This is a genomic window from Streptomyces sp. NBC_00637, assembly GCF_045161545.1.
Classification (GTDB): Bacteria; Actinomycetota; Actinomycetes; order Streptomycetales; family Streptomycetaceae; genus Streptomyces.
Map to the genome: position 1 here is coordinate 4903572 of NZ_CP109046.1, position 26311 is coordinate 4929882.

At 72.6% G+C, this 26311-nt stretch carries 24 protein-coding genes and 1 tRNA gene; 14 read left to right on the plus strand and 11 right to left on the minus strand.

What is annotated here, in order from left to right; translation table 11 throughout:
- The first annotated feature begins 113 nt into the window (after positions 1-113).
- Entirely contained in the window at positions 114-1454 is a 1341-nt protein-coding gene (glpR, locus tag OG440_RS21580) for a gephyrin-like molybdotransferase receptor GlpR (protein ID WP_406008433.1), read from the plus strand.
- Between the two features lie 82 nt (positions 1455-1536).
- Positions 1537-1610: transfer RNA gene (locus tag OG440_RS21585), tRNA-Ala, on the plus strand.
- 182 nt (positions 1611-1792) lie between these two features.
- Here OG440_RS21585 and OG440_RS21590 read toward each other — a convergent pair.
- The 3 genes from OG440_RS21590 to OG440_RS21600 all read right to left on the minus strand — a co-directional run bounded on the left by OG440_RS21590 (position 1793) and on the right by OG440_RS21600 (position 5560).
- The gene (locus OG440_RS21590; RefSeq protein ID WP_406008434.1) at positions 1793-1960 is read right to left on the minus strand and encodes a hypothetical protein; all 168 of its coding nucleotides are present in this window, start codon (positions 1958-1960) and stop codon (positions 1793-1795) included.
- Between the two features lie 265 nt (positions 1961-2225).
- Positions 2226-4754, minus strand: a complete 2529-nt coding sequence (locus OG440_RS21595; protein ID WP_406008435.1) for an FtsX-like permease family protein — start codon at positions 4752-4754, stop codon at positions 2226-2228.
- Positions 4748-5560, minus strand: coding sequence for an ABC transporter ATP-binding protein (locus tag OG440_RS21600; RefSeq protein ID WP_406008436.1), 813 nt, complete (start codon positions 5558-5560; stop codon positions 4748-4750). Before OG440_RS21600 ends, OG440_RS21595 begins: the two co-directional genes overlap by 7 nt.
- 133 nt (positions 5561-5693) lie before the next feature.
- Here OG440_RS21600 and OG440_RS21605 point away from each other — a divergent pair, with 133 nt between their 5' ends.
- Together OG440_RS21605 and OG440_RS21610 are read left to right on the plus strand one after the other, a co-directional pair.
- On the plus strand, positions 5694-7085 hold the full coding sequence (locus tag OG440_RS21605) for a sensor histidine kinase (protein WP_406008437.1): 1392 nt from the start codon (positions 5694-5696) through the stop codon (positions 7083-7085).
- A 20-nt stretch (positions 7086-7105) separates the two neighbouring features.
- On the plus strand, positions 7106-7717 hold the full coding sequence (locus tag OG440_RS21610; protein WP_406011419.1) for a LuxR C-terminal-related transcriptional regulator: 612 nt from the start codon (positions 7106-7108) through the stop codon (positions 7715-7717).
- A 12-nt stretch (positions 7718-7729) separates the two neighbouring features.
- On the opposite strand, the gene OG440_RS21615 is transcribed toward OG440_RS21610, so the two are convergent.
- Positions 7730-8212: a GNAT family N-acetyltransferase gene (locus OG440_RS21615; RefSeq protein ID WP_406008438.1), complete on the minus strand. Its 483-nt coding sequence runs from the start codon at positions 8210-8212 to the stop codon at positions 7730-7732.
- 151 nt (positions 8213-8363) lie between these two features.
- Here OG440_RS21615 and OG440_RS21620 point away from each other — a divergent pair, with 151 nt between their 5' ends.
- The gene (locus OG440_RS21620) at positions 8364-9167 is read left to right on the plus strand and encodes an exodeoxyribonuclease III (protein ID WP_406008439.1); all 804 of its coding nucleotides are present in this window, start codon (positions 8364-8366) and stop codon (positions 9165-9167) included.
- A gap of 101 nt (positions 9168-9268) precedes the next feature.
- Here the strand turns inward: OG440_RS21620 and OG440_RS21625 are convergent, their stop codons facing one another.
- Positions 9269-9913, minus strand: a complete 645-nt coding sequence (locus tag OG440_RS21625; protein ID WP_406008440.1) for a MerR family transcriptional regulator — start codon at positions 9911-9913, stop codon at positions 9269-9271.
- Between the two features lie 140 nt (positions 9914-10053).
- On the opposite strand from OG440_RS21625, the gene OG440_RS21630 reads away from it, so the two are divergent.
- The 4 genes from OG440_RS21630 to OG440_RS21645 all read left to right on the plus strand — a co-directional run bounded on the left by OG440_RS21630 (position 10054) and on the right by OG440_RS21645 (position 13768).
- The gene (locus OG440_RS21630; protein ID WP_406008441.1) at positions 10054-11583 is read left to right on the plus strand and encodes a flavin-containing monooxygenase; all 1530 of its coding nucleotides are present in this window, start codon (positions 10054-10056) and stop codon (positions 11581-11583) included.
- Between the two features lie 95 nt (positions 11584-11678).
- Complete coding sequence (locus OG440_RS21635) at positions 11679-12551, plus strand: alpha/beta fold hydrolase (protein WP_406011420.1); 873 nt, start codon at positions 11679-11681, stop codon at positions 12549-12551.
- Positions 12548-13432 (plus strand): SDR family oxidoreductase, encoded by an 885-nt coding sequence (locus OG440_RS21640; protein ID WP_406008442.1) that lies wholly within the window; start codon positions 12548-12550, stop codon positions 13430-13432. Before OG440_RS21635 ends, OG440_RS21640 begins: the two co-directional genes overlap by 4 nt.
- Before the next feature lie 93 nt (positions 13433-13525).
- Positions 13526-13768, plus strand: coding sequence for a hypothetical protein (locus OG440_RS21645; protein WP_406008443.1), 243 nt, complete (start codon positions 13526-13528; stop codon positions 13766-13768).
- Between the two features lie 143 nt (positions 13769-13911).
- On the opposite strand, the gene OG440_RS21650 is transcribed toward OG440_RS21645, so the two are convergent.
- Entirely contained in the window at positions 13912-17280 is a 3369-nt protein-coding gene (locus tag OG440_RS21650) for a S41 family peptidase (RefSeq protein WP_406008444.1), read from the minus strand.
- Positions 17281-17449: 169 nt separating this feature from the next.
- Between OG440_RS21650 and OG440_RS21655 the strand changes: the two genes are divergently transcribed.
- The 5 genes from OG440_RS21655 (at position 17450) to OG440_RS21675 (ending at position 22415) form a co-directional block, all read left to right on the plus strand.
- Positions 17450-18058 carry a TetR/AcrR family transcriptional regulator gene (locus OG440_RS21655; protein WP_406008445.1) on the plus strand — a complete coding sequence of 203 codons (609 nt, stop codon included), beginning with the start codon at positions 17450-17452 and terminating at the stop codon, positions 18056-18058.
- Between the two features lie 151 nt (positions 18059-18209).
- A complete protein-coding gene (locus OG440_RS21660; protein ID WP_406008446.1) occupies positions 18210-20483 on the plus strand; it encodes an MMPL family transporter in 2274 nt (757 codons plus the stop codon).
- Between the two features lie 201 nt (positions 20484-20684).
- Positions 20685-21176 (plus strand): YbaK/EbsC family protein, encoded by a 492-nt coding sequence (locus OG440_RS21665; RefSeq protein ID WP_406008447.1) that lies wholly within the window; start codon positions 20685-20687, stop codon positions 21174-21176.
- Positions 21173-22018 carry an EamA family transporter gene (locus OG440_RS21670; RefSeq protein ID WP_406008448.1) on the plus strand — a complete coding sequence of 282 codons (846 nt, stop codon included), beginning with the start codon at positions 21173-21175 and terminating at the stop codon, positions 22016-22018. The genes OG440_RS21665 and OG440_RS21670 overlap by 4 nt, the downstream gene beginning before the upstream one ends.
- 124 nt (positions 22019-22142) lie before the next feature.
- Positions 22143-22415 (plus strand): DUF1876 domain-containing protein, encoded by a 273-nt coding sequence (locus OG440_RS21675; protein WP_406011421.1) that lies wholly within the window; start codon positions 22143-22145, stop codon positions 22413-22415.
- Positions 22416-22418: 3 nt separating this feature from the next.
- On the opposite strand, the gene OG440_RS21680 is transcribed toward OG440_RS21675, so the two are convergent.
- From OG440_RS21680 to cbiQ, 5 genes are all read right to left on the minus strand, one after another.
- The gene (locus tag OG440_RS21680) at positions 22419-23600 is read right to left on the minus strand and encodes a serine hydrolase domain-containing protein (RefSeq protein WP_406008449.1); all 1182 of its coding nucleotides are present in this window, start codon (positions 23598-23600) and stop codon (positions 22419-22421) included.
- A 75-nt stretch (positions 23601-23675) separates the two neighbouring features.
- Positions 23676-24149, minus strand: a complete 474-nt coding sequence (locus OG440_RS21685) for an organic hydroperoxide resistance protein (protein WP_406008450.1) — start codon at positions 24147-24149, stop codon at positions 23676-23678.
- A gap of 160 nt (positions 24150-24309) precedes the next feature.
- Positions 24310-24777: a MarR family winged helix-turn-helix transcriptional regulator gene (locus OG440_RS21690; protein WP_406008451.1), complete on the minus strand. Its 468-nt coding sequence runs from the start codon at positions 24775-24777 to the stop codon at positions 24310-24312.
- Positions 24774-25562: an energy-coupling factor ABC transporter ATP-binding protein gene (locus tag OG440_RS21695; RefSeq protein WP_406008452.1), complete on the minus strand. Its 789-nt coding sequence runs from the start codon at positions 25560-25562 to the stop codon at positions 24774-24776. The genes OG440_RS21690 and OG440_RS21695 overlap by 4 nt, the downstream gene beginning before the upstream one ends.
- The gene (gene cbiQ / locus OG440_RS21700) at positions 25550-26311 is read right to left on the minus strand and encodes a cobalt ECF transporter T component CbiQ (protein WP_406008453.1); all 762 of its coding nucleotides are present in this window, start codon (positions 26309-26311) and stop codon (positions 25550-25552) included. The genes OG440_RS21695 and cbiQ overlap by 13 nt, the downstream gene beginning before the upstream one ends.

The window sequence follows — 26311 nt, forward strand, 5'->3', positions numbered from 1 at the left end:
ATGATCGGTTGATCGCACCGGTCGCAAAAAAAGTTCGAAATATCAGCCAGATCGTGCGACACACCGGCCCAATTGGCGGATGGCCCCACGGAAACCCCTCTACCGTGTGAGGCGTGAGCAGCAGCGGCCTCATCTACGCAGTCATTGTCGGGGCCTGGGCCGCCTACTTGGTGCCTATGTGGCTCCGTAGGCAGGACGAGCTGAACGAGGCCCGTCCGACGGAACGCTTCAGCACCGCCATCCGGCTGCTGTCCGGACGGGCGGGAATGGAGCGCCGGTACGCCAAGGACCTGCGGGCGCGCTCCACCGACGAGGGGGAGTCCGACGCCGTGGTTCCGGACGCCGTCACCGCATCGGTGGACGTCCGGTCCTTCGCCATGCCTCCGACCCGCCCGCAGGTGAAGGCGCCGGTGCAGGAGCGAGCTCAGGAACGCGGCCAGGACCGGGCTCAGGAACGCGCTCAGGAGCGAATGCGGGAGCGCACCCAGGAACGTGAGCCGGGGCGCCCGGAGGCGGCGCGTGAACCGGCGCGCGATCCGGCGGCCAAGCCCGCGCACGACCACCGCGACCAGGGCGTCAAGCCCTCGCGCGACGGGGGCTCCGCTCCGGCCGGCCGACGGGCGCCGGTCGCCCGGCGTACGCCCGCCGAGCAGGCGTCCGCCGCGCGCGCCCAGCGCTCGAAGGCACTCGCGCGCCGTCGTCGCACCACGGTGATGCTCTTCGTCGCGTTCACGCTCGGCGCGATCGTCGCGGCGGTCGGCGGCCTCGCGTTCCTCTGGGCGCCCGGCGTGCCCGCCGTCCTGCTCAGCGGGTACATCGGGTACCTGCGCTCCCAGGAGCGCCGCCGCTTCGCCTTCCAGATGGACCGCAGGCGCGCCGAGGTGGCCGCGCAGCGGTTGCGGGAACGTCAGCCGCGCCGGCGTGCGCCCGCGTCCGCGAACGCCACGACCGTCGACACCGGCCTCGACGCCGGCGCAGAGGAGCCGCACGCGGCCCCCGAGCCGGAGACCGACCCGGGCCTGCTGGCGCTCGCCGCCGACCGCAGGGCACTCGTCGAGCAGACCGACCACGCCGAGTGGGTCGACCAGCAGCGCGAGCGGCAGCGCCGGCCCGGACACGGCGAGAGCTGGGACCCGGTACCGGTACCGCTGCCGACGTACGTGACCGCGCCGGTCGCGCCCCGTGCGACCTCCGACGTGGACCTCGGGGCGCCGGACGCCTGGAGCTCGGCCCGTTCGAGCTCGGTGGCGCCGGAGCACGAGGCGGCGGACGCCGGGGACGCGCCGGCCGGGGAGTCCGACGAGGCCGACCGTGCGGAGGACCGGGGAGTGGACGGCGACGAGCGCAGCGACGCCCGGCGCGCGGCCTCGGCCCGGCGCTCGCGCGAACGCGGCCGTACCCCGCTGTTCGACCAGTACGAGGACGGCAAGCGGCCGCTGGCCGCCAACGAATGAGACCCCCGGCACCCCGCGCCCGGCCTCGGAGAACGGATTTCCAAGCAGGCCGACCGGGATGCTAGAGTTTCACTCGTTGCAAGGGCCTGTGGCGCAGTCTGGTAGCGCACCTCGTTCGCATCGAGGGGGTCTGGGGTTCAAATCCCCACAGGTCCACGCAGCTCGAAGCCCCGGTCGGGTTCTCCTGACCGGGGCTTTGACATGCCGTACGGCAGCTACGTACAGCGACCACTTCGGATCTTGCTTCCGTAGGTCCCGCCCGTCGGCCGCTCCCTTCGCCAACTCCCGTTCCGACAGGCCGCGTACGGCGGGTGGTGGACGCGCGCCCGCGGTGAGGGTCAGTGCGGTGTGGCGACCATCTCCTCGGTCTCCTTGAGCACCAGGTCGGGACGGTTGGTGGGCACCTCGTGGGAACCGCCCGTGGCGGTGCCGAGCGTCCGGTGCGATCGTGTGGCCGTTTCCTTGTGCGACAAAAAGGCCAGACGGTGACCTTCGTGGGTGATCATGTGCAGCTTCGAGGCACTGGCCGGCCGGCGTCCGGTGAGGCGGGCGCGGACGCGGCGGACGAACCGGCGTGCTCGGGGGTGGAGTCGTCGTCGGTCCGGGCCGTGACGGCACCGGCGGTCAAGGTCGGCAAGGCGAGGGTCGACAGAACACGGTAAGCGGATCGGCGCTATCGGGGGTGTCGTTGATGCCAGTGAGCGCGGTGGGGTTGTCGTTGCCCCCCCCGCAAGCCAGTCCGGTGGCAGGTTCGGTGGCCCTTTCGGTGGTTCATGTCCGGGTCCGGCGCAGGGCCGGTGTCGCCGATGTCAGTGCCGTGGTGGTGGCCAGCAGGGCGCACGCCGCGGTCGTCCAGGTGAGTGCCTGCCAGGGAGGGACGACCGTCGCCGGAGCCGCGAGCAGGTGCAGGGCGGTACTCAGGACGGTCAGGTTGACGGCCGTCACCAGGAGGCCCAACAGGGTGCCCACCGCCACGGAGATCAGTGCTTCCGTGGTCGCCAGTCGCAACAGCTGGCCGCCCGTGGCGCCGGCCAGCCGTAGGGCCGTCAGGTCGCGTCGGCGTTCGGCGGCCGCCATGGCCAGGGTGTTGGCCAGCGAGATGCCGGTGTACACCAGCGCGATGCCCAGGACGAGCAGCATGCCGAGCCGGGTCGTCCGGTTGGTCCGCGGGAGGGCGGCTCGCACCCACTGTGCCCTGTCCACCACCCGCACCCCGTCGACGGCCCTCAGCCGCGCCGCGACCGCCGTCGGGTCGGCGCCCGGACGTACTCGTATGTCCACGCGGTCCACGCGGCCGTCGGGATGCGCGCCGTCCGCGCCGCCACCGCCCGCGTTGGCCGGAGTGATGTAAGCGCCGTTGTCCCCGGTGCCGGTGGACAGTACGGCGGCGATCCGGAGGGTCTTCGGCGTCCCGTCCCCGAGCCACACCCGCACCCGCTGGCCCACCCGGTGCCGCGCCCACTCCTCGGTGACGACGATCGACCCGTCGTCGAGGTCGGCGAGCCGCCCGGCGGTCACCGGCAGCCGTACGGTGGCGGCGAGCAGCGCCGGATCGGCCGCCCGCGCCTCGGACTTCACCAGCGCCACGCCGTCCTCCAGCGTGAACACGGCGGTGGGGGAACTGGCCGACACGATCGTGCCGGGCACCTGCCGGAGCCGGGCGACTGCCCCTGTCCGCAGGGTTGTTCCGTCCCGGGGGGTCACCACGAAGTCGGCGGCCGTCTGCTGCCCTACCTCCGCCGCGCGCGCCGCGCCGAGCGTCGCCGTCGCGCCCGGCAGCGAGCCCGCGAGTGCCACCGTGACCAGGACGGGCGCGGCCACGGCGGCGGTCCGACGGACCGCGGCGACCGCGCCGGCCCGCGCCAACAGGCCCACCGGACCCGGCAGCCGGGGCACCAGCGGACGCACCGCCAGGGGCGAGAGCAGCGCCACCGCCGTGATGAGCAGCATCGGACGGCTGATGTACGACTTGCGGTGCAGCAGCTCGCCCGGGTCGGTCACCAGCGTGTACGCCAGGGTCGCGACCGCCACGAGCAGCAGCGCCGCACCGCACACGCGCCGTCCCCGGGTCAGCGCGCGTCCATCCACCGAGGCCTCGCGCAGCGCCTGGGACGGGGCGGTGCGTCCCGCCCGCCAGGACGCGGCGAGCGCACCGCACAGGGCGACCAGCAGGCCCGTCCAGAAGGCCAGGTGGTACGGCCAGACCCCGGCCGAAGGGCCGCCGATCACGTACCACTCGGGCGCGAGGCCGGCGTCGACCACCGACTCGGTCAGGAGCGGCGCGCCGTAGGTGCCCAGCACGCAGCCCGCAGCCGAGGCGAGCGTGCCGACCAGCAAGGCCTCCGCCATGACCGTCCGCCGGATCTGACCCGGGGTCGCCCCGGCGGTGCGCAGCAGCCCGAACTCGCGGCGCCGCCGGTCGACCGCAAAGGCGAAGGTGGACGCCACGACGAAGACGGACACGAAGGCGGTCACGCCGCCCGCCGTGCCGAACAGGGCGTTCAGCGCCGTCAGGGCCTCGGCGTCCCGGCCCGGATCGGCGTCGGCCAGCCGGCGGGCGTCGCCGGTGAGGATCCGCACGTCCCTGTCCGTGACAACTGCCCGTACGGCCGCCGCGTCCGCCTCCACGACCAGCTGGGTCGACTCCGGGGCGAGACGCGCGGCTTGGGCGTCCGCGTAGAACACGGCGTGCTCGAAGCCGGGTTCGGGGCCGACCCCGGGTCCGGGTGCGGCGTCGGATCCGTGCCCGCGTACGGTTCCGGTCGCTGTCCCGACCGTCTCGACGGTCTCGACCGTCCCGACCACGTGCAACGGGCCGTCGGCGGTGCGCAGTCGGGTGCCCACGGTCGCCCAGTCGCCGCTGGTCACCACCTCGTCGGTGGCTGCCGGGGGCCGGCCCGCGGTGAGCCGGTAGGGGGCGAAGCGGGCCGTCGACCACGGGTGGCCGACCAGGTCGTCCGGCGTGGCGGGGGTGCCGTACGTCCGCACCGGGAAGGAGCGGTCCTCGGTGACCGGTCCGAGCGCGCGGAGCGCGGCGACGGTCCCGGCGGGCACCGGACGCGGGCGGGCCAGCTCCTTCGTCCGCTCGGCTGCCGGGGTCGCGACCCGCAGGGTGTCCTGGCCCCTGACCACCACCGGCGCCGCCGCGAATCGCTCCGGCGTGCGCGCCGGCGCGTCCAGTGACGCGGCCAGCGCCTGTCCCATCACGGTGAGCAGCGCGACGCCGAGCGCGAGGGCGACGAAACTGCCGACGAAGGCGACCCAGCGGGCGCGCAGGGTATGCCACGCGACGCTCAGCACGCGGCACCCGCCGGAGAGGGCGCGGGACCCACAGGGGAGGGCGCGGCCGGGGAGAGCGCGGCGCTGTCGGCTGCGGTCTCCAGGGCCGCCATCCGGGACGCGATCGTCTCCACGGACGTTTCGGTGCCGTGGAGTTCGCCGTGGACGCGGCCGTCGACCAGGAAGACCACCCGGTCCGCGTAGGAGGCGGCGAGCGGGTCGTGGGTGACCATGACGACCGTCCGGCCGGCCTCGTCGACCAGGGAGCGCAGCAGGGAAAGCACCTCGCGGCCGGTACGGGAGTCGAGCGCGCCGGTCGGTTCGTCGCCGAACAGGACCTCCGGGCGGGTGATCACGGCACGGGCCAGGGCGACGCGTTGCTGCTGGCCGCCGGAGAGCCGGTCCGGGCGGTGGCCGGCGCGGTCGGCGAGTCCGACCTGCCGCAGGGCGTCGCGGACCTGCGCCCTGGGCGGGCGGCGGCCGGCGAGCCGGAGCGGGAGGGCGACGTTCTGCTCGGCCGTGAGGGCGGGCAGCAGGTTGAACGACTGGAAGACGAAGCCGATCCGCTCCCTGCGCAGCAGCGTCAGCCGCCGCTCGCTCAGCCCGGTCAGTTCGGTCCGGCCGATGCGCACGGATCCCGAAGTCGGCCGGTCCAGCCCGGCGGCGCACTGCAGCAGCGTCGACTTGCCCGAGCCGGACGGCCCCATGACGGCGGTGAAGGAGCCCCCGGGGAGGGTGAGGGTGACGTCGTCGAGCGCGGTCACCCCGGTGCCCGCGGCACCGTATCGCCTGCTCACCGAGGTCAGTTGGACGGCGTGTGTGGTCATGACCCCACGAAACCGTGCGCACCCCGGTCCGGTCTGTCGGGCAGGGGCGAGACCTGGGGTAGGGCCAGGCATACCCCCGAGCCTCCGGTCAGGGCGATGGTCCCGGCGCGGCGCCCCTTCTACGGTGATGCGTATGCAACCCCGAAACGTGTGGCAGGCCTTGTTCCGTCCGGGATACCTGCTGTCGCCGTGGCCCTGGCGGGCCGTCGCCTATCTGCTGACGGGGGCGGTCACCGGGGCCGCCGTCCTCGTCGGGCTGGTCGGGGTGGTGGCGGTGGGCGGAGTCCTCGCGGTCGTCCTCGTCGGGCTGCCGCTGCTCGCGGCCGTCGCCTTCGCGGGGTTGCCCGTGGCCGCCCTGGAGCGGCGTCGGCTGCGGCTCGTGGACGCGGACGACGCGCCCGGCGCGCACGTCGAGCCCGCCGCGCCGGGCCTGCGCAGCTGGCTCACCACCCGGCTCCGGGAACGGGCCACCTGGCGGGAACTCGGCCACACCTTCCTCGTCGCCTGCCTTCTCTGGCCGGCCGAGGCGCTCCTGCTGACCGTCGCCCTGTTCGTCCCCCTGGCGACGGTCGCGGCCCCTCTGCTGCTGGCGACGGTCGGCGGGGGCTGTGAGACGAAGGTGCTCAAGGTGTGGACGGTGACCGGCTGGCCGGCCGCCTTCGGCGTCGCCGTGCTCGGCGTGCTGCTGCTGGCCGCGGGCGGGTACGCCCTGGGGGCGGCGGCGGGTGCTCGGGCCGCGCTGACCCGGTTGCTCGTCGCCCCGCGCGGGGGCGACCCGCAGGCCAGGGTGGTGGAACTGACGCGCTCACGCGCGCGGTTGGTCGACGCGTTCGAGGGAGAGCGCCGGCGGATCGAACGTGATCTGCACGACGGCGCCCAGCAACGGCTGGTCGCGCTGACCATGAGCCTCGGTCTGGCCCGTCTCGACGCCCCGCCCGGCGGCCCCCTCGCCGAGCAGCTCGCCCGTGCCCACGAGGAGGCGGGCGCGGCCCTCGCGGAACTGCGCGAGCTGATCCACGGCATCCATCCCCAGGTGCTCGCCGACTACGGCCTGGAGGCGGCCGTCGCGGACGCGGCCGACCGCTCGCCCGTCCCCGTGGACGTCGAGTTCGCCCGCCCGGCGCCGAGGCTCCCGCGCGCCGTCGAGGCCGCCGCCTACTTCGTCGTCCGCGAGGCGCTGGCCAACGTGGCCCGGCACAGCGGCGCGCGACGCGCACGCGTGCGTGCGGAACACCGGGACGGGCGGCTGCTCGTCCTGGAGGTGACCGACGACGGCCGCGGTGGCGCCGACAGCGCCCGCGGCACCGGCCTCACCGGACTCGCGGACCGGGTGTCGGTGCTCGATGGAAGACTGACCGTGACCAGCCCGCCGGGCGGACCGACCCTGCTGCGTGTGGAGATCCCTTGCCAGTCGATCCAGTTGAGCGGGCCGAGCCAGTCGAGCGCGCCGAGCGGGCCGAGCCTGCCGAGCGAGGCGAGTCCGCGGGACGAACGGGCGGGGACGGTCACCGAGGCCTCCGCGTAGTCCTCGCCGAGGACGGCGTCCTGCTGCGCGACGGCCTGACGACACTGCTCACCCGCTTCGGGCACGAGGTCGTGGCGGCGGTGGGCGACGCGCCGGGTCTGCTGGCGGCGGTCGCCGACCACGCGCCCGACATCGTCGTGACGGACGTCCGCATGCCGCCCGCCTTCCAGGACGAGGGACTGAGGGCGGCGGTCCTCCTGCGGGCGGAGCGGCCCGGACTGCCGGTGCTCGTCCTCAGTCAGTACGTGCAACGCGCCTACGCGGCCGAACTCCTCGACACCGGCGACGGCACCGGAGTCGGCTATCTGCTCAAGGACCGGGTCGGCCAGGTGGAGGAGTTCGTCGACGCGCTGCGCGAGGTCGCGGCCGGCGGCACGGTCGTCGACCCGGAGGTCGTACGGCAACTGCTGCGCCGGCGCCGCGACCCGCTGACCCGGCTCACCCCGCGCGAGCGGGAGGTGCTGGCGCTGGTGGCGGAGGGGCGGTCCAACGGTGCGATAGCCCGTCAGCTGGTGGTGTCGGAGGCGGCCGTCGGCAAGCACATCGGCGGCATCCTCACCAAGCTGGACCTGCCCCCGGCGGACGACACCCACCGCCGCGTCCTCGCGGTGCTCGCCTACCTCAGAAGCTGACGTCGGGCTTCTTCAGGAGCCGAGCGGCTTGGCGTAGCAGCGGCTGTTCTCGTACTCGCGGTAGTAGCCGAACTTCGTGCACGGCGCGTATCCGCTGGAGGTGTACAGGGCGATGGCCTCGGGCTGCTCGGTGCCGGTCTCCAGGACCATCCGGACGCGGCCGGCCGCCCGCGCGTCGTCCTCCAGCGCGGTGAGCATCCGCCGGGCCAGTCCTCTGCCCCGCATCTCCCGGATCACGAACATCCGCTTGAGTTCGGCGTCGCCGTCCTCGTGTCCCGCGCCGTCGTCGTCCTGGCTGCGCCAGCCGCCCGTGGCCACGGGCCGGTCCAGCTCGTCGTACGCGATGAGGTAGACCCCGCGCGGCCGCTCGAAGTCGGCCGGCTCCAGGACCGTGGCGTCACCGCCGTCGCCGTAGCGCTCGTGGTACTCGGCCTGGACCTCGTCGTTGAGCTTGACGGCGTCAGGGTGGTCGAAGGCGACCGGACGTATATTCATGCTGTCCACAGTAGTTGTATGCACAATCCTGGAAAAGGGAATTCGAACCTGGTCCAGTGTGCCGGTACGCGCCTGTGACCGTGGTCGGTGGTCGGCGGTCGGCGGTCGGTGCTCTGCGGGGAGCGCCGAGCCGGGCCTGTATCGTGCCCGGGTGCTGACCGTGACCTCCGTGAACGTGAATGGACTGCGTGCCGCCGCGAAGAAGGGCTTCGTGGAGTGGCTCGCGGACACCTCCGCCGACGTGCTGTGCCTCCAGGAGGTGCGTGCCGAACCGGGGCAACTGCCGGAGGCCGTACGGGCTCCCGAGGGCTGGTTCGTCACCCACGCTCCGGCGGCCGCGAAGGGCCGGGCCGGTGTCTCGCTCTACAGCCGCCGTGAACCGGACGCCGTCCGGGTCGGCTTCGGTTCGGCCGAGTTCGACGGCAGCGGCCGTTACGTCGAGGCCGACCTGCCCGGTGTGACGATCGCCTCCCTCTACCTGCCCTCGGGCGAGGTCGGTACCGAGCGGCAGGACGAGAAGGTCCGCTTCATGGACGAGTTCCTGACCCACCTCCAGGAGCTGCGCGCCCGTGCCGCCGCCGACGGCCGCGAGGTGCTCGTGGTGGGCGACTGGAACATCGCCCACCAGCAGGCCGACCTGAAGAACTGGCGCTCCAACACCAAGAACTCCGGCTTCCTGCCGGAAGAGCGCGACTGGCTGACCCGGGTCTTCGCCCCGACGGACGGCGGGTACGTCGACGTCATGCGGTCGCTGCATCCGGACGTGGCGGGGCCGTACACGTGGTGGTCGTACCGGGGGCGGGCCTTCGACAACGACTCGGGATGGCGTATCGACCTTCACGTCGCGACGCCCACGCTCGCGGACAAGGCCGTCAAGGGGTTCGTGGAGCGGGCGGCCACGCATGGTGAGCGCTGGTCGGACCACGCTCCGGTGACGGTGGTCTACGACCTCTAGGGCGACCGCGCCTACGACCTGGGTACGACCGGCAAGGGCCCCTCAAGGGGAACGGCGCGTACGGCCTGGGGATGACCCGCAAGGGCGCTCGCGTGGCGCCTTCAGGGTGTCTTGTGCAGTCGTCGGTCCAGGGCGAGGGACAGTTCCGCCTCGACCACGCTGCGGGCCAGGGGGCGTAGGCGGGGCAGGTCGTCCCGCGTCGCGTGGCGCAGGATCAAATCGGTGAAGAGGGTGGCGAGGGCGTCGGCGTGTTCGCGGACCCGGACGCCGGCCGCCAGGACCTCGGCGAGCGGGATGCCCTCGCGGACCAGGGCGGAGGAGACGTCCAGCAGGCGGCGGCTGATGTGGACGATCTCGTCGCCGTCGGTGCCCAGGTAGCCGAGGTCCAGGGCGGCGGCGAGGTTCTCGGTGGTGACCTGGCCCTCGAAGCGCGCGGCCAGTTCCTCGGGGGTCAGGTGGACCGGCTCCTCCTCGGTGGGGCCGCCGACGCCCAGCAGGTCGGCCACATCGCGCCCGTGGTCGAGGGCGTCCGCGAGTTCCGCGATGCCGGTGAGGGTGTGGCCGCGCTCCAGCAGCGCCGCGATCGTGCGCAGGCGGGCCAGGTGATGGTCGTCGTACCAGGCGATACGGCCCTCGCGGCGGGGTGGCGCGAGGAGTTTGCGCTCGCGGTAGAAGCGCAGGGTGCGCACCGTGATGCCGGCCTCCCTGGCCAGCTCCTCCGTTCGGTACTCCCGCTTGTCCGTCACGGGCGAAGCCTATGTTGTACCGCCGGTAACTTTCCCTCTCCCGGCCCTACCCATCGGTACGGAGCTGCTCTACGCTCCCATTGCGCCAGTGTTCACTGGCAGAGTCCGTGGAGTCGCACGCAGGTCTAGGAGGTGTCGGGATGACCGAACACGTACGGGTGGCGGTGATCGGGTCCGGTTTCGGTGGGCTGGGCGCGGCCGTGCGGTTGCGCCGCGAGGGGATCACCGACTTCGTCGTCCTGGAGCGGGCGGGCAGCGTCGGAGGGACCTGGCGGGACAACAGCTACCCGGGGTGCGCCTGTGACGTGCCCTCCCACCTGTACTCCTTCTCCTTCGCGCCCAACCCCGACTGGCCGCGCACCTTCTCCGGCCAGGAGCACATCCGCGCCTATCTGGAACACGTCGCGGACGTCTTCGGGCTCCGCCCGCATCTGCGGCTGGACTCCGAGGTGCTGCGGATGACGTGGGACGCGCAGGAGCTGCGCTGGGACATCGAGACCGGCCGCGGGCGGTACTTCGCCGACGTCGTCGTGTCGGCCACCGGGCCGCTGTCCGACCCGAAGATCCCGGAGATCCCCGGCCTCGACACCTTCCCCGGCAAGGTCTTCCACTCGGCGCGCTGGGACCACGACCACGACCTCACCGGCCAGCGCGTCGCCATGGTCGGCACCGGCGCGTCCGCCATCCAGATCGTGCCCGCCCTCCAGCCCGACGTCTCCCGGCTGACGGTCTTCCAGCGCACCCCGCCCTGGGTGATGCCGCGCGTCGACCGGGCGATCAGCGGCGCGGAGCGCACCCTGCACCGGGCCCTGCCCGTGACCGCCAAGATGCGCCGCGGGCTGCTGTGGGGCATCCGCGAACTCCAGGTCCAGGCGTTCACCAAGCACCCGAACCAACTCGGTCTCGTCGAGCAGCTCGCCAAGCAGAACATGGCCCGCGCCATCAAGGACCCTGCCCTGCGCGCCAGGCTCACCCCGGACTACCGCATCGGCTGCAAGCGGATCCTGCTGTCCAGCACCTACTATCCGGCCCTCGCGCAGCCCAACGTGGACGTCGTCGCGAGCGGGCTGAGCGAGATCCGCGGGTCCACGCTGGTCGCCGCCGACGGCAGCGAGGCCGAGGCCGACGCGATCGTCTTCGGCACCGGCTTCCACGTCACCGACATGCCGATCGCCGACCGGGTGGTGGGCGCCGACGGGCGGACGCTCGCGGAGAGCTGGAAGGGCGGCATGGAGGCCCTGCGCGGTGCCTCCGCCGCCGGGTTCCCCAACTGGATGACGATCATCGGCCCCAACACCGGGCTCGGGAACTCCTCCATGATCCTGATGATCGAGTCCCAGCTGAACTACATGGCCGACTATCTGCGCCAGCTCGACGTCCTGGGGGGATCCCCGGGCCCTCAGGGCACCGGGGGAGGGCGCGCGGCGCTGGACGCCCGGCCGAGCGCCGTACACGCGTGGAACCGCAGGGTGCAGGACCGGATGAAGCGGACGGTGTGGAACACGGGGGGCTGCACCAGCTGGTACCTGGACGCGAGCGGCCGCAACACGACCGTCTGGCCGGGCACCACGGCCGAGTTCCGGCGGGCCACCCGGCGCGTGGACCTCGCGGAGTACGAGGTGCTGCGCGCGTCCGCCGTGCGCAAGGCCGCCGACGAGGTGACGGCGTGACGACAGCCGGCAAGCCCTCCACGAGCCCCTCGGGCGAGTCCACCGCCGCGTCCGCCCCCGGCCCCTCCACCAGCCCCTCGGTCGGGCACTCCCCTGTGCCTTCGCGGGAGCTCACCGCCGTGTCGGCCGACGGTACGGTCCTGCACGTCGAGGTGCACGGCCACGAGGTCGCGCCCGCCGTCGTACTCGCCCACGGCTGGACCTGCTCGACCGCGTTCTGGGCGGCGCAGATCCGGGACCTGGCTGTCGACCACCGGGTCATCGCCTACGACCAGCGCGGCCACGGACGCACCCTGCCGAGTCAGGCGTGCAGCACGGACACGCTCGCCGACGACCTGGAAGCGGTTCTCGCCGCGACGCTCGCGCCCGGCGAGAAGGCGGTGATCGCCGGGCACTCCATGGGCGGCATGACGGTGCTGGCGGCGGCCGGCCGGGTCGTCTTCCAGGAGCACGCGGCGGCCGTCCTGCTGTGCAGCACCGGCGCCTCGGGACTGGTCGCCGAGTCCACCGTCCTGCCCCTGCGGCCCGGTCCGTTGCGGACCTGGCTGACCCGGCACATCCTCGGCTCCAGGGCGCCCCTCGGACCGGTCACGCCGGTCGCGAAGCGGATCCTCAGGTACGCCACCATGGGCGCCGGCTCCGCCCCGCACATGGTGGACGCGTGCGCCCGCATCGTGCACGCCTGCCCGCGCAAGGTGCGGCACACCTGGTCGCACGTGCTGAACCTGCTCGACCTCGACCACGGCGTACGGGAGTTGCGGGTACCGACGGCGGTGATCGTCGGCAGCGGCGACCGGCTCACCCCGCCGGTGCACGCCCGCCGCATCGCCGCCGCGCTGCCGAACTGCGTGGGCCTCACCGAACTGCCCGGCCTCGGCCATATGACGCCGGTCGAGGCACCCGACCTGGTCACCGGCCGGATCCGGGAACTCGTCACCACATACGCACAGTCGAAGGAGGGCGCATGAGCAGGGTCAGTCTCGAGGGACGGGTCGCCGTCGTGACCGGGGCCGCGCGGGGCGTCGGGGAGCTGCTCGCCCGCAAACTCTCCGCGCGCGGTGTGAAGGTGGCGCTGGTCGGTCTGGAGCCGGACGCGCTCAAGCAGGTCTCCGAGCGGCTGCACAGCGACAGCGACCACTGGTACGCCGATGTCACCGACCACGAGGCGATGGCCCGGGTCGCGGCGGAGGTGAAGGAGCGCTTCGGCAAGGTGGACATCGTGGTCGCCAACGCCGGTGTCGCCAACGGCGGTCCGTTCGCCGACTCCGACCCGGAGGCCTGGCGGCGGGTCATCGAGGTCAACCTGATCGGCTCGGCGGTGACGGCCCGCGCCTTCCTGCCCCTGCTGCGGGAGAGCCGCGGCTATCTGCTCCAGATCGCCTCGCTCGCCGCGATCACCCCGGCGCCGATGATGACCGCGTACTGCGCGTCCAAGTCGGGTGTGGAGGCGTACGCGCACAGCCTGCGCGCCGAGGTCGGTCACCAGGGTGTCGGTGTCGGCGTCGGCTACCTGTCCTGGACCGACACCGACATGGTGCGGGGTGCCGATCAGGACGAGGTGATGCGGGAGTTGAGGCAGCGGCTGCCGTGGCCGGCGAACAAGACGTATCCGCTGGGGCCGGCCGTCGACCGGATCGTGGCCGGGATCGAACGGCGCTCGTCGCACGTGTACGGGCAGTGGTGGCTGCGGGGGATGCAGGGTGTGCGTGGCTATCTGCCCGCGCTCATCGGGACGGTGGGCCAGCGTGAGATGAAGCGGTTCGCGCCTCGGCTGCAGGGGATGCGGACCGGGCTGGTGGGCGCGGGCGGCTCCGCCGACGAACAGGCGAGGGCTACGCAGCGTAGTTGATCGAGATGCGCGCCGTGAGCGCCCGTGTGAATCTGGTCGAGGCCCCACCAAGGGGCTCCAACCCCCCTCATCTCCCAACAGGAGTGAACCCACATGGGTATGAAGGACAAGTTCCAGGACCAGTCCGAGCAGTTCAAGCAGCAGGCCAAGCAGAAGGTCGAGCAGGCCAAGGAGCAGGCTCAGCAGCGTGGCAAGCAGCGTCCGGGCGAGCGTCCCGGTGAGCGGCCCGGCGAGCGCTCCGGTGAGCGTCCCGGTGAGCGTTCCGGCCAGCGCCCCGGCCAGGACACGGAGCGTATGCGGCGCGAGGACGACGACCGTATCGGCCAGGACTTCTAGCCGAACCCGGTCTGCGCGATGACGCGGGGCGCCCTTCCTTCACCGGGAGGGCGCCCTGCCTCGTTCGGACCCGCCTCGTCGAACCTGCCTTGTCGAGCCCTGCCTTGGTGCACCTTCCTTGCTGAACCTTGAGGTGAAGACCCCTAAAGCCGGTGGCGCGGCGGCAGCTTGGGCCGGGAGCGGTCGGGGACGTCGTCGTAGGTCGGTGGGGTCGCCGGGGGGCGGCTGGTGAGGAGGTCCAGGGCCAGCCGTACGGCGTCGTCGAGTTGGGCGTGCCGGCCCTCGGCCCAGTCGAGCGGCGTGCGCAGCACCTCGAGGTCGGGCGTCACGCCCCGGTTCTCCACGGACCAGCCGTACGCGTCGAACCAGGCCGCGTTCATCGGGACGGTGATGACGGTGCCGTCGCCGAGGCGGTGGCGGCCGGTCATGCCGACCACGCCGCCCCAGGTGCGCTGGCCGACCACCGGCCCGAGCTTCAGCAGCTTGAAGGCGGCCGTGATCATGTCGCCGTCCGAGGACGTCGCCTCGTCGGCCAGGGCCACCACCGGGCCCCTCGGCGCGTTCGAGGCGTACGACACCGGCTGGGCGTCGCGGGTGAGGTCCCAGCCCAGGATGGTGCGCGTCAGCTTCTCCACCACCAGCTCGCTGATGTGGCCGCCGGCGTTGCCGCGCACGTCCACGAGCAGGGCGGGCCTGGACACCTCCATCCGCAGGTCGCGGTTGAACTGGGCCCAGCCCGAGCCGCCCATGTCGGGGATGTGCAGATAGCCGCACCGGCCGCCGCTCAACTCGTGCACGACGGCCCGCCGTTTGGCCACCCAGTCCTGGTAGCGCAGGGGGCGTTCGTCGATGAGCGGGACGACGGCCACCCGGCGCGGACGGCCCGTCTCGCCCTGGGCCGGGGCGAAGGTGAGTTCCACCGTGGTGCCGCCCCCGCCGGCGAGGAGCGGATACGGGCCCGTGACCGGGTCGACGCGCCGTCCGTCCACGTGGGTGAGGACCGCCCCGTCCCGGATCCCGGTCCCGGCCAGCGGGGAACGCGCCCTGGAGTCGGAGGAGTCGCCGGGCAGGATCCGCCGGACCGTCCAACCGGCGTCCCGGTGCACGAAGTTGGCGCCCAGCAGGCCTTGGAGGCGCTGGTGGTGGGGCGGGCCCTCGTTGCGGCGGGCGGCGGTGACGTACGCGTGGGACGTGCCGAGCTCGCCCAGCACCTCGCGCAGCAGGTCCGCGAACTCGTCGGGTGACGCGACCCGTTCGACCAGCGGCCGGTACTGGTCGAGGACGGCGTCCCAGTCGATGCCGCACATCCCCGGGTCCCAGAAGTAGGCGCGGATCAGCCGCCCGGCCTCCTCGTACGACTGACGCCACTCGGCACCCGGGTCCACCTCGTGCAGGATGCGCCGCAGGTCGATCCAGACGGTGGAGTCCAGGTCGCCGGACTCGGTCGACGGCACCGCGCGCAGCTCGCCCTCGTCGACCACGACCAGCCGGGAGCCGTCCCCGCTGAGCGCGAACCAGTCGAGGTGGTCGACGAGTTCGGACTTCTTCGCCTTGCTGATGGTGAAGTGCTCCAGCGTCGGCCGTCCGCTGGTGTCGTCCGGGTTGGCGAAGGTCTCGCCCAGCGCTCCCGAGATCGGCCAGCGCAGCCACACCAGCCCGCCGCCCGCCACCGGGTACAGCGCCGAGTACTTGGACGCCGGTACCGGAAAGGGCGTGACGCGGCTCTCCAGGCCTTCGATCTCGACGGTCACGGCTCCGTCGCCGCCCTCGTCGTCCTCCATCGGGTCCAAACCCCCGGCGGCGGGCCGGCCCTCCGGGGTCAGGGCGAAGGGGGAGGGGGTCGCCGACGACAGCGGCACCAGGTAGGGGCGGCAGCCCAGGGGGAAGGACAGGTCCCCGGTGTGCACGTCGTAGACGGGGTCGAAGCCGCGCCAGGAGAGGAAGGCCAGGTAGCGGCCGTCCCTGGTGAAGACCGGGTTCTCGTCCTCGAAGCGGCCGTTGGTGACGTCCACGATGAGCCGGTCCTTCATGCGGGCCATCTTGATCTGCCGCAGCGACCGGCCGATCCCGGGATGCGACCAGGTCAGCCAGCTTCCGTCGGGGGAGAAGGCCAGGTCGCGCACGGGTCCGTTGACCGACGAGATCAGCTCGGTGACCACGCCGTCGGAGTCGCTGCGGTCGGAGTCGCTGCCGTCGGAGTCGGAGGCGACGCCGGTGATGCCGTCGTCCCCGGTGCTCTCGTCGCTCACGTCGCTCACGGTGGTGGTGTCGTCGGGTTCGGACATGTCGTCGGCCACGGTGACGAGGAGCAGTCGTCCGTCGTGCGCGGCGACGGCGAGCCGTTCCCCGTCGGGGTCGGACACCATCTCCAGGACCCGCCCGAGCCGTCCGGAGGCCAGTCTCCGGGGTGCGCGGTCGCCGGTGGCCCGGGGGAGGTAGGCGATCTCGACGGCGTCCTCGCCCTCCGCGTCCGTCACATAGGCGATCTGGCCGCCGGAGCCGAGCATCTCGGGCAGCCGTACCCGTACGCCGGGGGTGTCGGTGATCGTGCGGGCGGGGCCGTCCCGGTGTGTCAGCCAGTACAGGCTGCCGCGTACGACGACGGCGCTCGCCCGTCCCGTCTCGTCGACGGAGACGCCGTCCACGTGCTGGGCGGCCGGGATCTGGTACGGCCGCCGTCCCGCGCGCGGCCCGCCGAGGCGTACGTCGATGCGGCGCGGCTCGGAGCCGGCGGCGAGGTCGTCGACGATCCACAGGTCCCCGGCGCACTGGTACACCACCCGGGTGCCGTCGCCGGCGGCGTGCCGGGCGTAGAAGGTGTCGTGGTCGGTGTGCCGGCGCAGGTCGGAGCCGTCGTAGGCGCAGGAGTAGAGGTTGCCGACGCCTTCGTGGTCGGAGAGGAAGGCGATCCGTCCGCCGGCGAAGAGGGGGGAGTGCAGATGCCCTTCGAGGTCCGGCAGGAGCCGCTGTCCGTGCAGCCACAGGCGGCCGGTCGCTCCTCCCCGGTAGCGCTTCCAGGCGGCGGGTTCGTGCGGTGGCGTACCGGTGAGCAGGAGGGTGCGGCGTTCGCCGTCGATGTCGGCGGCCTGGAGGTCGGAGACCGGGCCCCAGGGGAGCTTGCGGCCGGGGGCGCCGTCGGTGGGGACCTTGTAGGCCCAGGTGAAGTAGGAGAAGGGCTCGCCGTGGGAGGCGACGGCGAGGATGTCGCAGTTCCCGTCCTGGTCGGGGGGCGTCCAGCCGCAGACCTGGGTGTCGGAGCTGCCCCAGTACGTCAGCCGCCGTCCCGGTCCGCCGTCGACGGCCACCAGATGGATCTCCGGGACGAGACTGCGCCAGCTCGTGTACGCGATCCGGCTTCCGTCGGGGGAGAACCGGGGGTGTCCGGCCTTGGTGCGGTCGACGGTGAGCCGCCAGGCGCGGCCGGGGTCGGCGAGGGGGGCCAGCCAGAGGTCGTCCTCGGCCACGAAGCACAGCAGGTCACCACTGAGGTGGGGCAGACGCAGATAGCTCACCTCTCCATGCTTTTCCGGCAAATGGGGCCGGGCAACTCGGTGCCCGCTTTATGTCCTCTTCACGTTCGTGAGCCAGCACACGTACGAAACGGTTTCGTTTCGCTGTGCCTCGGGGTATCTTCATGGAGTACGAGACGAGTCGGTGACGACGGAGCGGAAGGTGAGTGGCATGACTGAGATCGCAACGGCGCGTCGCAGTCGCATCACGCCCGAGCGCGAGGCCGAGCTGTACCGGGCCGTGCTCGACCTGCTCCGCGAGGTCGGCTACGACGCCCTCACCATGGACGCCGTCGCCACCCGCACCCGATCCAGCAAGGCGACGCTCTACCGACAGTGGGGCGGCAAGGCCGAACTGGTGGCGAAGGCGGTCCGGCACGACAAGCCGGGCGTCTCCGCCGGCGGCGTCGACACCGGATCGCTCAGGGGCGACCTGCACGCCCTCACCATGCGTTCGGACGACTGCGAGATGGAGCAGAACTCCGCGCTGATGCGGGGTCTGGCCATGGCGATCCACGGCAATCCGGACCTTCTGAGGGCGTTCAGGGAACACCTCGTCGAGCCGGAGATGGCGGAGTTCCGTCGGGTGCTCCAGCGGGCGACCGACCGGGGCGAGGTCCGTGCGGACAACCCGGCGATCGACTTCGTGCCGCACATGATGATCGGCGCGTTCGCCGCCCGCACCATGCTCGACGAGCAACCGCCGACGCAGGCCTTCCTCCTCTCGTACATCGACGCCGTGGTCCTTCCTGCCCTCGGCGTCACCACCCGCACCGCCTGACCATCGTCTCCACCCCCACCATCCGGCCGTCCCCGCGGTCCGCCCACCCTGACGTCACCGCTCACGTCGTCGGGCCGATCACCCCTGCCCTCCCCGCCGGGTTGGTCAACCCTGCCCTGCACGCACACGACCTGACCGGGAGTACGCCTCCGTGGCCACGTTCCTCTACAAACTCGGCCGGTTCGCCTTCAGGCGACGCCACTTCGTCGCCCTGATATGGGTGGCCCTGCTGACCCTGGCCGGCGTCGGCGCCGCCTCCGCGCCCGCCGCCGGCACGACCTCCTTCTCCATTCCCGGCGTCGAGGCCCAGAAGGCCTTCGACCTGCTGGAACAGCGCTTCCCCGGAGCCAGCGCCGACGGCGCGACCGGACGCATCGTCTTCAAGGCGCCCGAGGGCCAGAAGATGACGGACGCCGCCAACAAGGCGACCGTCGACAAGACCGTCAAGGAGCTCGGCGACGGCTCCGAGGTCGTCTCCGTCACCGACCCGTTCACGACCCACGCCGTGAGCAAGGACGGCACGGTCGCCTACACCTCGGTGCGGTACGACGCGCCCGGCATGGAGCTGGCGGACACGACCAGGGACGCCCTCGAGAAGGCCGGCGACGAGGCCCGGGCGACCGGACTGACCGTCGACGTCGGAGGTGACGCCCTCCAGGCGGGTGCCGAGCCGGGTGCGGTCGGCGAGGTCATCGGTCTGGCGATCGCCGCCGTCGTCCTCGTCATCACCCTGGGCTCACTGGTCGCCGCCGGACTGCCGCTGCTGACGGCGATCATCGGTGTCGGCATCGGCGTGTCCACCATCACCGCCCTCGCCAACGCGCTCGACCTCGGCGACACCACCTCCACCCTCGCGCTGATGATCGGCCTCGCGGTCGGCATCGACTACGCGCTGTTCATCGTCTCCCGCTATCGGAGCGAGCTGGCGGAGGGCCGCGACCGCGAGGAGGCGGTCGGCCGCGCCGCCGGCACCGCCGGCTCGGCGGTGGTCTTCGCCGGCCTCACGGTCGTGATCGCCCTGGCGGGCCTCGCGGTCGTCAACGTGCCGATGCTGACCAAGATGGGTCTCGCGGCGGCGGGCACGGTCGTGGTGGCCGTCCTCATCGCGCTGACCATGATCCCGGCGCTGCTCGGCTACGCCGGCAAGAGGGTCAAGGCCACCGGCGAGAAGCGCAGGCCGGCCCGCGGGAAGGCCGGCGAGACGGCCGGTGCCAAGGCCGGCGGGAAGACCGGTGTCCAGGATCGGCCGGGCAAGCCGGGCAAGCCCGGCCTCGGTGTGCGCTGGGCGAGCTTCGTCATCCGTCGTCCGGCCGCCGTGCTGCTGCTCGGCGTGGTCGGTCTCGGCACGATCGCCGTCCCCGCCACCCAGCTGGAGCTGGGCCTGCCCGACGACGGCTCGCAGCCGACGTCCACGACCCAGCGGCGGGCCTACGACCTGCTGTCGGAGGGCTTCGGCCCCGGGTTCAACGGCCCCCTGATGATCGTGGTCGACGCCAAGAACAGCGACGACCCCAAGGCGGCCGCCACCGCGGTGACCGACGGGATCAAGGACCTCGCGGACGTCGCGACGGTCACCCCGGCCATGTTCAACAAGGCCGGCGACACCGCCACGATCACCGTGATCCCGGGCTCCAAGCCGTCCTCGACCCAGACCGAGGACCTGGTGCACGCCATCCGTGACCAGGGCGTCGACGTCAAGGCCGACACGGGCGCGCAGGTGCTGGTCACCGGCACCACGGCGATGAACATCGACTTCTCGCAGAAGCTCAACGACGCGCTGATCCCGTACCTGGGCCTGGTCGTCGGCCTGGCCTTCCTGCTGCTGATCGTGGTCTTCCGCTCCATCCTGGTCCCGCTGAAGGCGGCGCTCGGCTTCCTGCTCAGCGTGCTCGCCGCGCTCGGCGCCGTGGTCGCGGTCTTCCAGTGGGGCTGGCTCAGCGGTCTGATCGGCGTCGAGGAGACCGGCCCGATCATGTCGATGATGCCGATCTTCATGGTGGGCGTGGTCTTCGGCCTCGCGATGGACTACGAGGTGTTCCTCGTGACCCGGATGCGGGAGGCGTACGTCCACGGCGAGAGCCCGAGCCAGGCCATCGTCACCGGCTTCCGGCACAGCGCCAAGGTGGTGGCCGCCGCCGCGATCATCATGATGGCCGTCTTCGGCGGCTTCATCAGCTCCACCGAGTCGATGATCAAGATGATCGGCTTCGGCCTCGCGATCGCCGTCTTCTTCGACGCGTTCATCGTGCGCATGGCGATCGTGCCGGCGGTGCTGGCCCTGCTCGGCAAGAAGGCCTGGTGGCTGCCGAAGTGGCTGGACCGCGCCCTGCCCAACGTGGACGTCGAGGGCGAGGGCCTGAGGACCCAGGCCGACGCCGCCTCGTCCAGGGACGGCGACGAGGACCGGGAACTGGTACGCGCCTGACGTACCGGTCCACCTGAAGACCGCCGGTGAGGGCTCCGTGGGGACGGGGCGCCCTCACCGGCTTCTTCTTTCTCGCCGCGTCGGCTCCGCGCTCGCGCGGGACCGGCCCGCTCCGGGCGGCTCCGCACGGGATCGGTCAGTCCCCCGAGGGCGGGACAACTCGCTCGCCCGCCCTGTGCGCCGACCGCTAGCGTGCCGTGCATGACGACGACAGCCGCGCATCCCCGATTCGCCGACGCGCTGCACGACCTGGGCCTGGACGAGCTGCACGACCGGGTCCGCAGCTTCCCCGAGGCGACCCGGACCGCCGCCGAGGCCGCCGCCGCGATCGGGTGCGAGCTGAGCCAGATCTGCAAGTCGCTGATCTTCGCGGCGGACGGCGTGCCGGTGCTGGTGCTGATGGACGGCGCCTCGCGCGTCGACGTGGAGCTGGTGCGCAGGGAACTCGGCGCGGCCAAGGTGACCCGGGCCGCCGCCGACGTCGTACGCGAGACCACCGGGTACGCGATCGGGGGCGTTCCGCCCTTCGGGCACCGGACGCGGACGCGGGTGCTGGCCGACCGGAACCTGCTCGCGCACGACGTCGTGTGGGCCGCCGCGGGGAACCCGCACGTCGTGTTCCCGATGGCGCCCGAGGACCTCGTCGAGCACGCCGACGCGGCCCTCGTGGACGTGCGTGAGCACAGCGCGTGACCCCGCTGGTCACCGCGGCCGTCCTGTTCGCCGCGTTCACCCACGCCGGCTGGAACGCCATCGCCCACCGGATCACCGACAAACTCGTCGGGTTCGTGCTGATCGCGGGCGGCGGCATGCTCATCGGGCTCGCGCTCGTGCCCTTCACCGCGTTCCCGGCGGCCCGCGCGTGGCCGTACCTGCTGGGTTCCGCCGTGATCCACATCGCCTACTACGTGCTGCTGATGCGGTCGTTCCGGCTCGGCGACTTCGGGCAGACCTATCCCCTCGCGCGCGGCTCCGCGCCGCTCGTCGTGACCGTCCTCGCCGCCGTCTTCGCGCACGAGGTGCCGGACGGCTGGGCGGCCGCCGGTGTCGTGCTGTCCTGCGCGGGGCTGACCGGCGTCGCCCTGTGGGGGTTGCGCGGCCGGCGGCCGAACTGGGCGGCGATCGGCGCCGCGCTGGCGACGGGGCTGACGATCGCCGCGTACACCGTCGTCGACGGGCTCGGCGTCCGCGCCTCCGGGTCGTCCCTGGGGTACATCGCCTGGCTGATGGCCGTGCAGGGAGTCGTCCTCCCGGCGTACGCCGTCCACCGCTGGCGCGGGCGGACCCTCGCCGTGCTCCGCCCCTTCGCCGCCCCGGGTCTCCTCGGCGCCGCCCTGTCCGTCCTCGCGTACGCCCTCGTCCTCTGGGCCCAGACCCGCGCCGAACTGGCCCCGATCGCCGCGTTGCGGGAGTCGTCGGTCATCGTCGGCGCGGCCATCGGCGCGTTGTTCTTCCACGAGCGGTTCGGGGTGCCCCGTCTGCTGGCCGCCGGGCTGCTCGTCGTCGGCATAGGGCTGATGCTGCACGCCGGTTGACCCCGCTCATGTCCTCCCTGCGGAGGAGTTGCGGGGAGGAGGGAGGCCGGCCGACTGGGTGCGTGCGTCCGCTCGTGGGAGCACTCTGGAAGGAGGACTTCCCGGAGGTGACCCCATGACCACCATGCACACCACTGTCGGATGGCATGTCGAGCTGGAGTTCGAGGAGGACGACCGGCACACCCGCGCGGTCGCGATGGTACGGCTGCCCGACGGGACCGAGATCAGGACCCACGGGCATGCCACCCGGCACAACGTGGACATCAACCAGCCACGGGTCGGCGAGGAGATCGCCGGCGCCCGCGCGCTCAACGAGATCGCCATGCAGCTGCTGACGAAGGCTCATGTGGAGATCGACGACGACTCGGGCCGCAGGTCGCACTCGATCAACGTGTGAGCGTCAGGCCCCCGCCGCCAGGGCTGTCCGCAGCGCCCGCAGCAGCGCCTGCGCGCGCGGGTCCGCCGTCACGCTCGTCCGGAAGCCGTTGGTGACATAGCCGAAGGCGGTCCCCGACTCCGGGTCGGCGAGGCCGAGCGCGCCGCCGCGGCCCGGGTGACCGAACGAGGTCGGGGACAGCAGCGGCGACGCCGCTCCGTGCAGCATGTAGCCGAGGCCGAACCGGGTGTTCACCACGAGCACCCGGTCCGGGCCGGAGGACTGCTCGCCGCGCGCCAGGTCCACCGTCTCCGGACGCAGCAGCCGCGCCCCGCCCGTCACCTCGCCGATGAGCGACGCGTAGAAGCGGGCCAGGCCGTCGGCGGTGGCGATGCCGTTGGAGGCGGGGAGTGCCGCGGCCCGGTAGGCCGGGTCGTTCTCGTCGGGCAGCGGGGTGATCGCGGCGAAGGCACGGCGGGTGAGGGAGGCGGGGTCGGCGTAGGCGGCGGTCACGGCCGGCTTGGGCCGGGTCTTCAGCACACCGTTCCGCGCGGGCGCGTCCACCTGCCCCACGCGTCCCACGCGCGCGTGGCGGGCCTGCGGCAGTCCGAGCCAGAGGTCGGCCCCGACCGGGCCGGCGATCTCGTCGGCGATCCACTCGCCGATGGGCCGCCCGGTGATGCGCCGCACCAGCTCGCCGGTCAGCCAGCTGTACGTCTGCGCGTGGTACCCGTGGTCCGTTCCGGGCTGCCAGGCCGGTGCCTGCGCCGCCACCGCGGCCGCGCCGAGGTCGGGGTCGGCCGCCTCGGCGGGCGTCAGCGGACGGTCCAGCACGGGTACGCCCGCGCGGTGCGCGAGGAGGTGCCGCACGAGCGTCCGCTCCTTGCCCGCGGCCTTGTACTGCGGCCAGTACGCCCCCACGGGCGCGTCCAGGTCCAGCTCTCCGCGCTGGTGCAGCAGCAGGAGCGCGGCGGCGGCGACGCCCTTGGTGGCCGACCGTACGATCTGCGCGGTGCCCTGTTCCCAGGGGGCGGCCTCGCCGGCCTCGCCGTCCACGTCGCGTGTGCCGCCCCACAGGTCGACGACCTTGTGCCCGTCCCGGTAGACGGCCACCGCCGCGCCCCGGTCGCCGAGCGACTCGAAGTTCGCCGCGAACGCCTCCCGGACCGGCTCGAAGCCCTCGGCCACCGCACCGCTCACGTCCACGCCCGCACCCTCTCGACAGCTCGCCTTCGACTCCTGGGGGAACATCCCCGTAGAGCCTGCGATTCCTGCGTTTCGTCAGCCGAGAATGATCGTTACATCGATGTTGCCGCGGGTGGCGTTCGAGTACGGACAGACCTGGTGCGCCGCGTCCACCAGCTTCCCGGCGAGGTCCGGGTCGAGGACGGGGAGCGACACGCTGAGCGCGACGGCGAGCCCGTAGCCCTTGGTCCTGTTGGGGCCGATCCCGACCTTCGCCGCCACCGTGGACCCGGTGAGATCGAAGCCCGCGCGGTTGCCGACGAGGATCAGCGCGTTGTGGAAGCAGGAGCTGTAACCGGCCGCGAAGAGCTGCTCAGGGTTGGTGCCGTTGCCGTCGCCGCCCAGCTCCGGCGGCATCGCCACCTTCAGCGCGATCTGACCGTCCTGGCTGGTCACATATCCGTCGCGACCGCCGTGCGCGGTGGCCTCGGCGACGTATGTGATCTTCGTCGGACGGGTGTCGACACTGTCTGCGGTGTCGACGGTGTCTACGGCGCTGCCTTCGGTCACGGCGGGACCTCCCCCGGGAACTTGCCCACTTGCTTTTGCCCAATTACATCGTGCACAAGGTACCGGCCGGTAGGTAGGTGCGGGTCTGCCAGGGGTGGTAACCGGGGGTAACTTCAGCGGTCGTGGCCGGGCGGCCGGGCAACCGCACGGCCGGGGTGACTCAGCGGGTGTGGTCCGCCGCGTTCTGCGCCCGTTCCGCGAGCCCCCACAGCTCCTCGCGCAGCCGCGCGACGTCCGCCGTCCCGAGCCCCGTCGTCGCGAGCAGTGTGGCGGGTACGCGCTCCGCCCGCCCCTTCAGCTCCTCGCCGCGCCCGGTGCACGCGACGAGCACCGAGCGCTCGTCCCGCGCCGAGCGCTCCCGGCGCACCAGCCCCGCCGCCTCCAGTCGCTTCAGCAGCGGCGACATCGTGCCGTAGTCGAGGCGCAGGGCCGCCGCCAGTTCCTTGACGGTCGTCTCACCGCGCTCCCACAGGACCAGCAGCACGAGGTACTGGGGGTAGGTGAGCCCCAGTTCGTCCAGGAGCGGCCGGTACGCGGCCGTCACCGCCCGCTGGGCCGCGTACAGCGCGAAGCACAGCTGCTCGTCTAGGAGCGGCGTGCCGTGGGCGGTGGGTGCCTCGTTCGTCACGCGCCCATTGTCGCGGAGCGCGGGTCGAACCCGAAGGGCAACTCCAGGCGATGCGCGCGCATGAGGGCTTCGTCGGCGAGCAGTTCTCCGGTGGGGCCGTCCGCCGCGATCACGCCCTCGCTCAGGATCAGGGCACGCGGGCACAGTTCCAGGGCGTACGGCAGGTCGTGCGTGACCATGAGCACGGTGACGTCCAAGGACCGCAGGATGTCGGCCAGTTCACGGCGTGAGGCGGGGTCGAGGTTGGACGACGGCTCGTCCAGGACGAGGATCTCCGGCTCCATCGCGAGCACCGTCGCGACGGCCACCCTGCGGCGCTGGCCGAAGGACAGGTGGTGCGGCGGACGGTTCTTGAACTCCGCCATGCCGACCTGCTCGAGGGCGTGATCGACGCGGGCCTCCAGGGCGGCCCCTTTCAGCCCGGCCGCCGCCGGCCCGAACGCCACGTCCTCGCGGACCGTCGGCATGAACAACTGGTCGTCGGGGTCCTGGAAGACGATGCCGACCTTGCGGCGGATCTCGGCCATGTGCTGCTTGCCGACGGGCAGCCCGGCCACCCGCACGGTGCCCGCGCCGCCGGTCAGGATGCCGTTCAGGTGCAGCACCAGGGTCGTCTTGCCGGCGCCGTTGGGGCCGAGCAGCGCGACCCGCTCGCCTCGCGCGACGGCGAAGTCGACGCCGAACAGGGCCTGGTGGCCGTCGGGGTAGGCGAAGGCCAGACCGGCCACTTCCAGGGAGGGCTGGGGCGTCGGGGAAGGTGTCACGGCGTCGGTCACAGGGACCATCCCAACACGCAGACCACGAGACCGGCGAACGGGAGGGCCAGCGCGTGCGACCACTGCGCCCGGGACGCGGTCACCTCGTCGATCACCGGCATCGAACCGGCGTACCCCCGGCTGACCATGGCCAGATGCACGCGCTCGCCGCGCTCGTAGGAGCGGATGAAGAGCGCGCCCGCCGACTTCGCGAGCACCCCCCAGTGCCGTACGCCTTGCGCCTCGAAGCCGCGCGACTCCCGGGCGATCCGCATGCGCCGCATCTCGTCCGTGATGACGTCGCCGTAGCGGATCATGAAGGACGCGATCTGCACGAGCAGCGGGGGCAGCCGCAGGCGCTGGAGGCCGAGGAGGAGTTCCCGCAGTTCCGTGGTGGACGCCAGCAGGACGGAGGCGGCGACGCCCAGGGTGCCCTTGGCGAGGACGTTCCAGGCGCCCCACAGTCCGTTGACGCTGAGCGACAGGCCGAGGACGTCCACCCGCTCGCCCTCCGCCACGAACGGCATGAGGACCGCGAACGCGACGAACGGCACCTCGATCAGCAGCCGTTTGAGCAGGAAACCGGTGGGCACGCGCGCGTGCCGTGCGACGACGGCCAGCAGGAGCGCGTACAGGCCGAACGCCCACATCGCCTCGCGCGGCGTCGACACCACGACCACCACGAAGGCGAAGACGGCGGCGAGCTTGGTGTGCGGCGGCAGGCCGTGCACGGGCGAGTGGCCGTGCCGGTAGAGCCGGTGCGCGTGTCCCACGCCCAC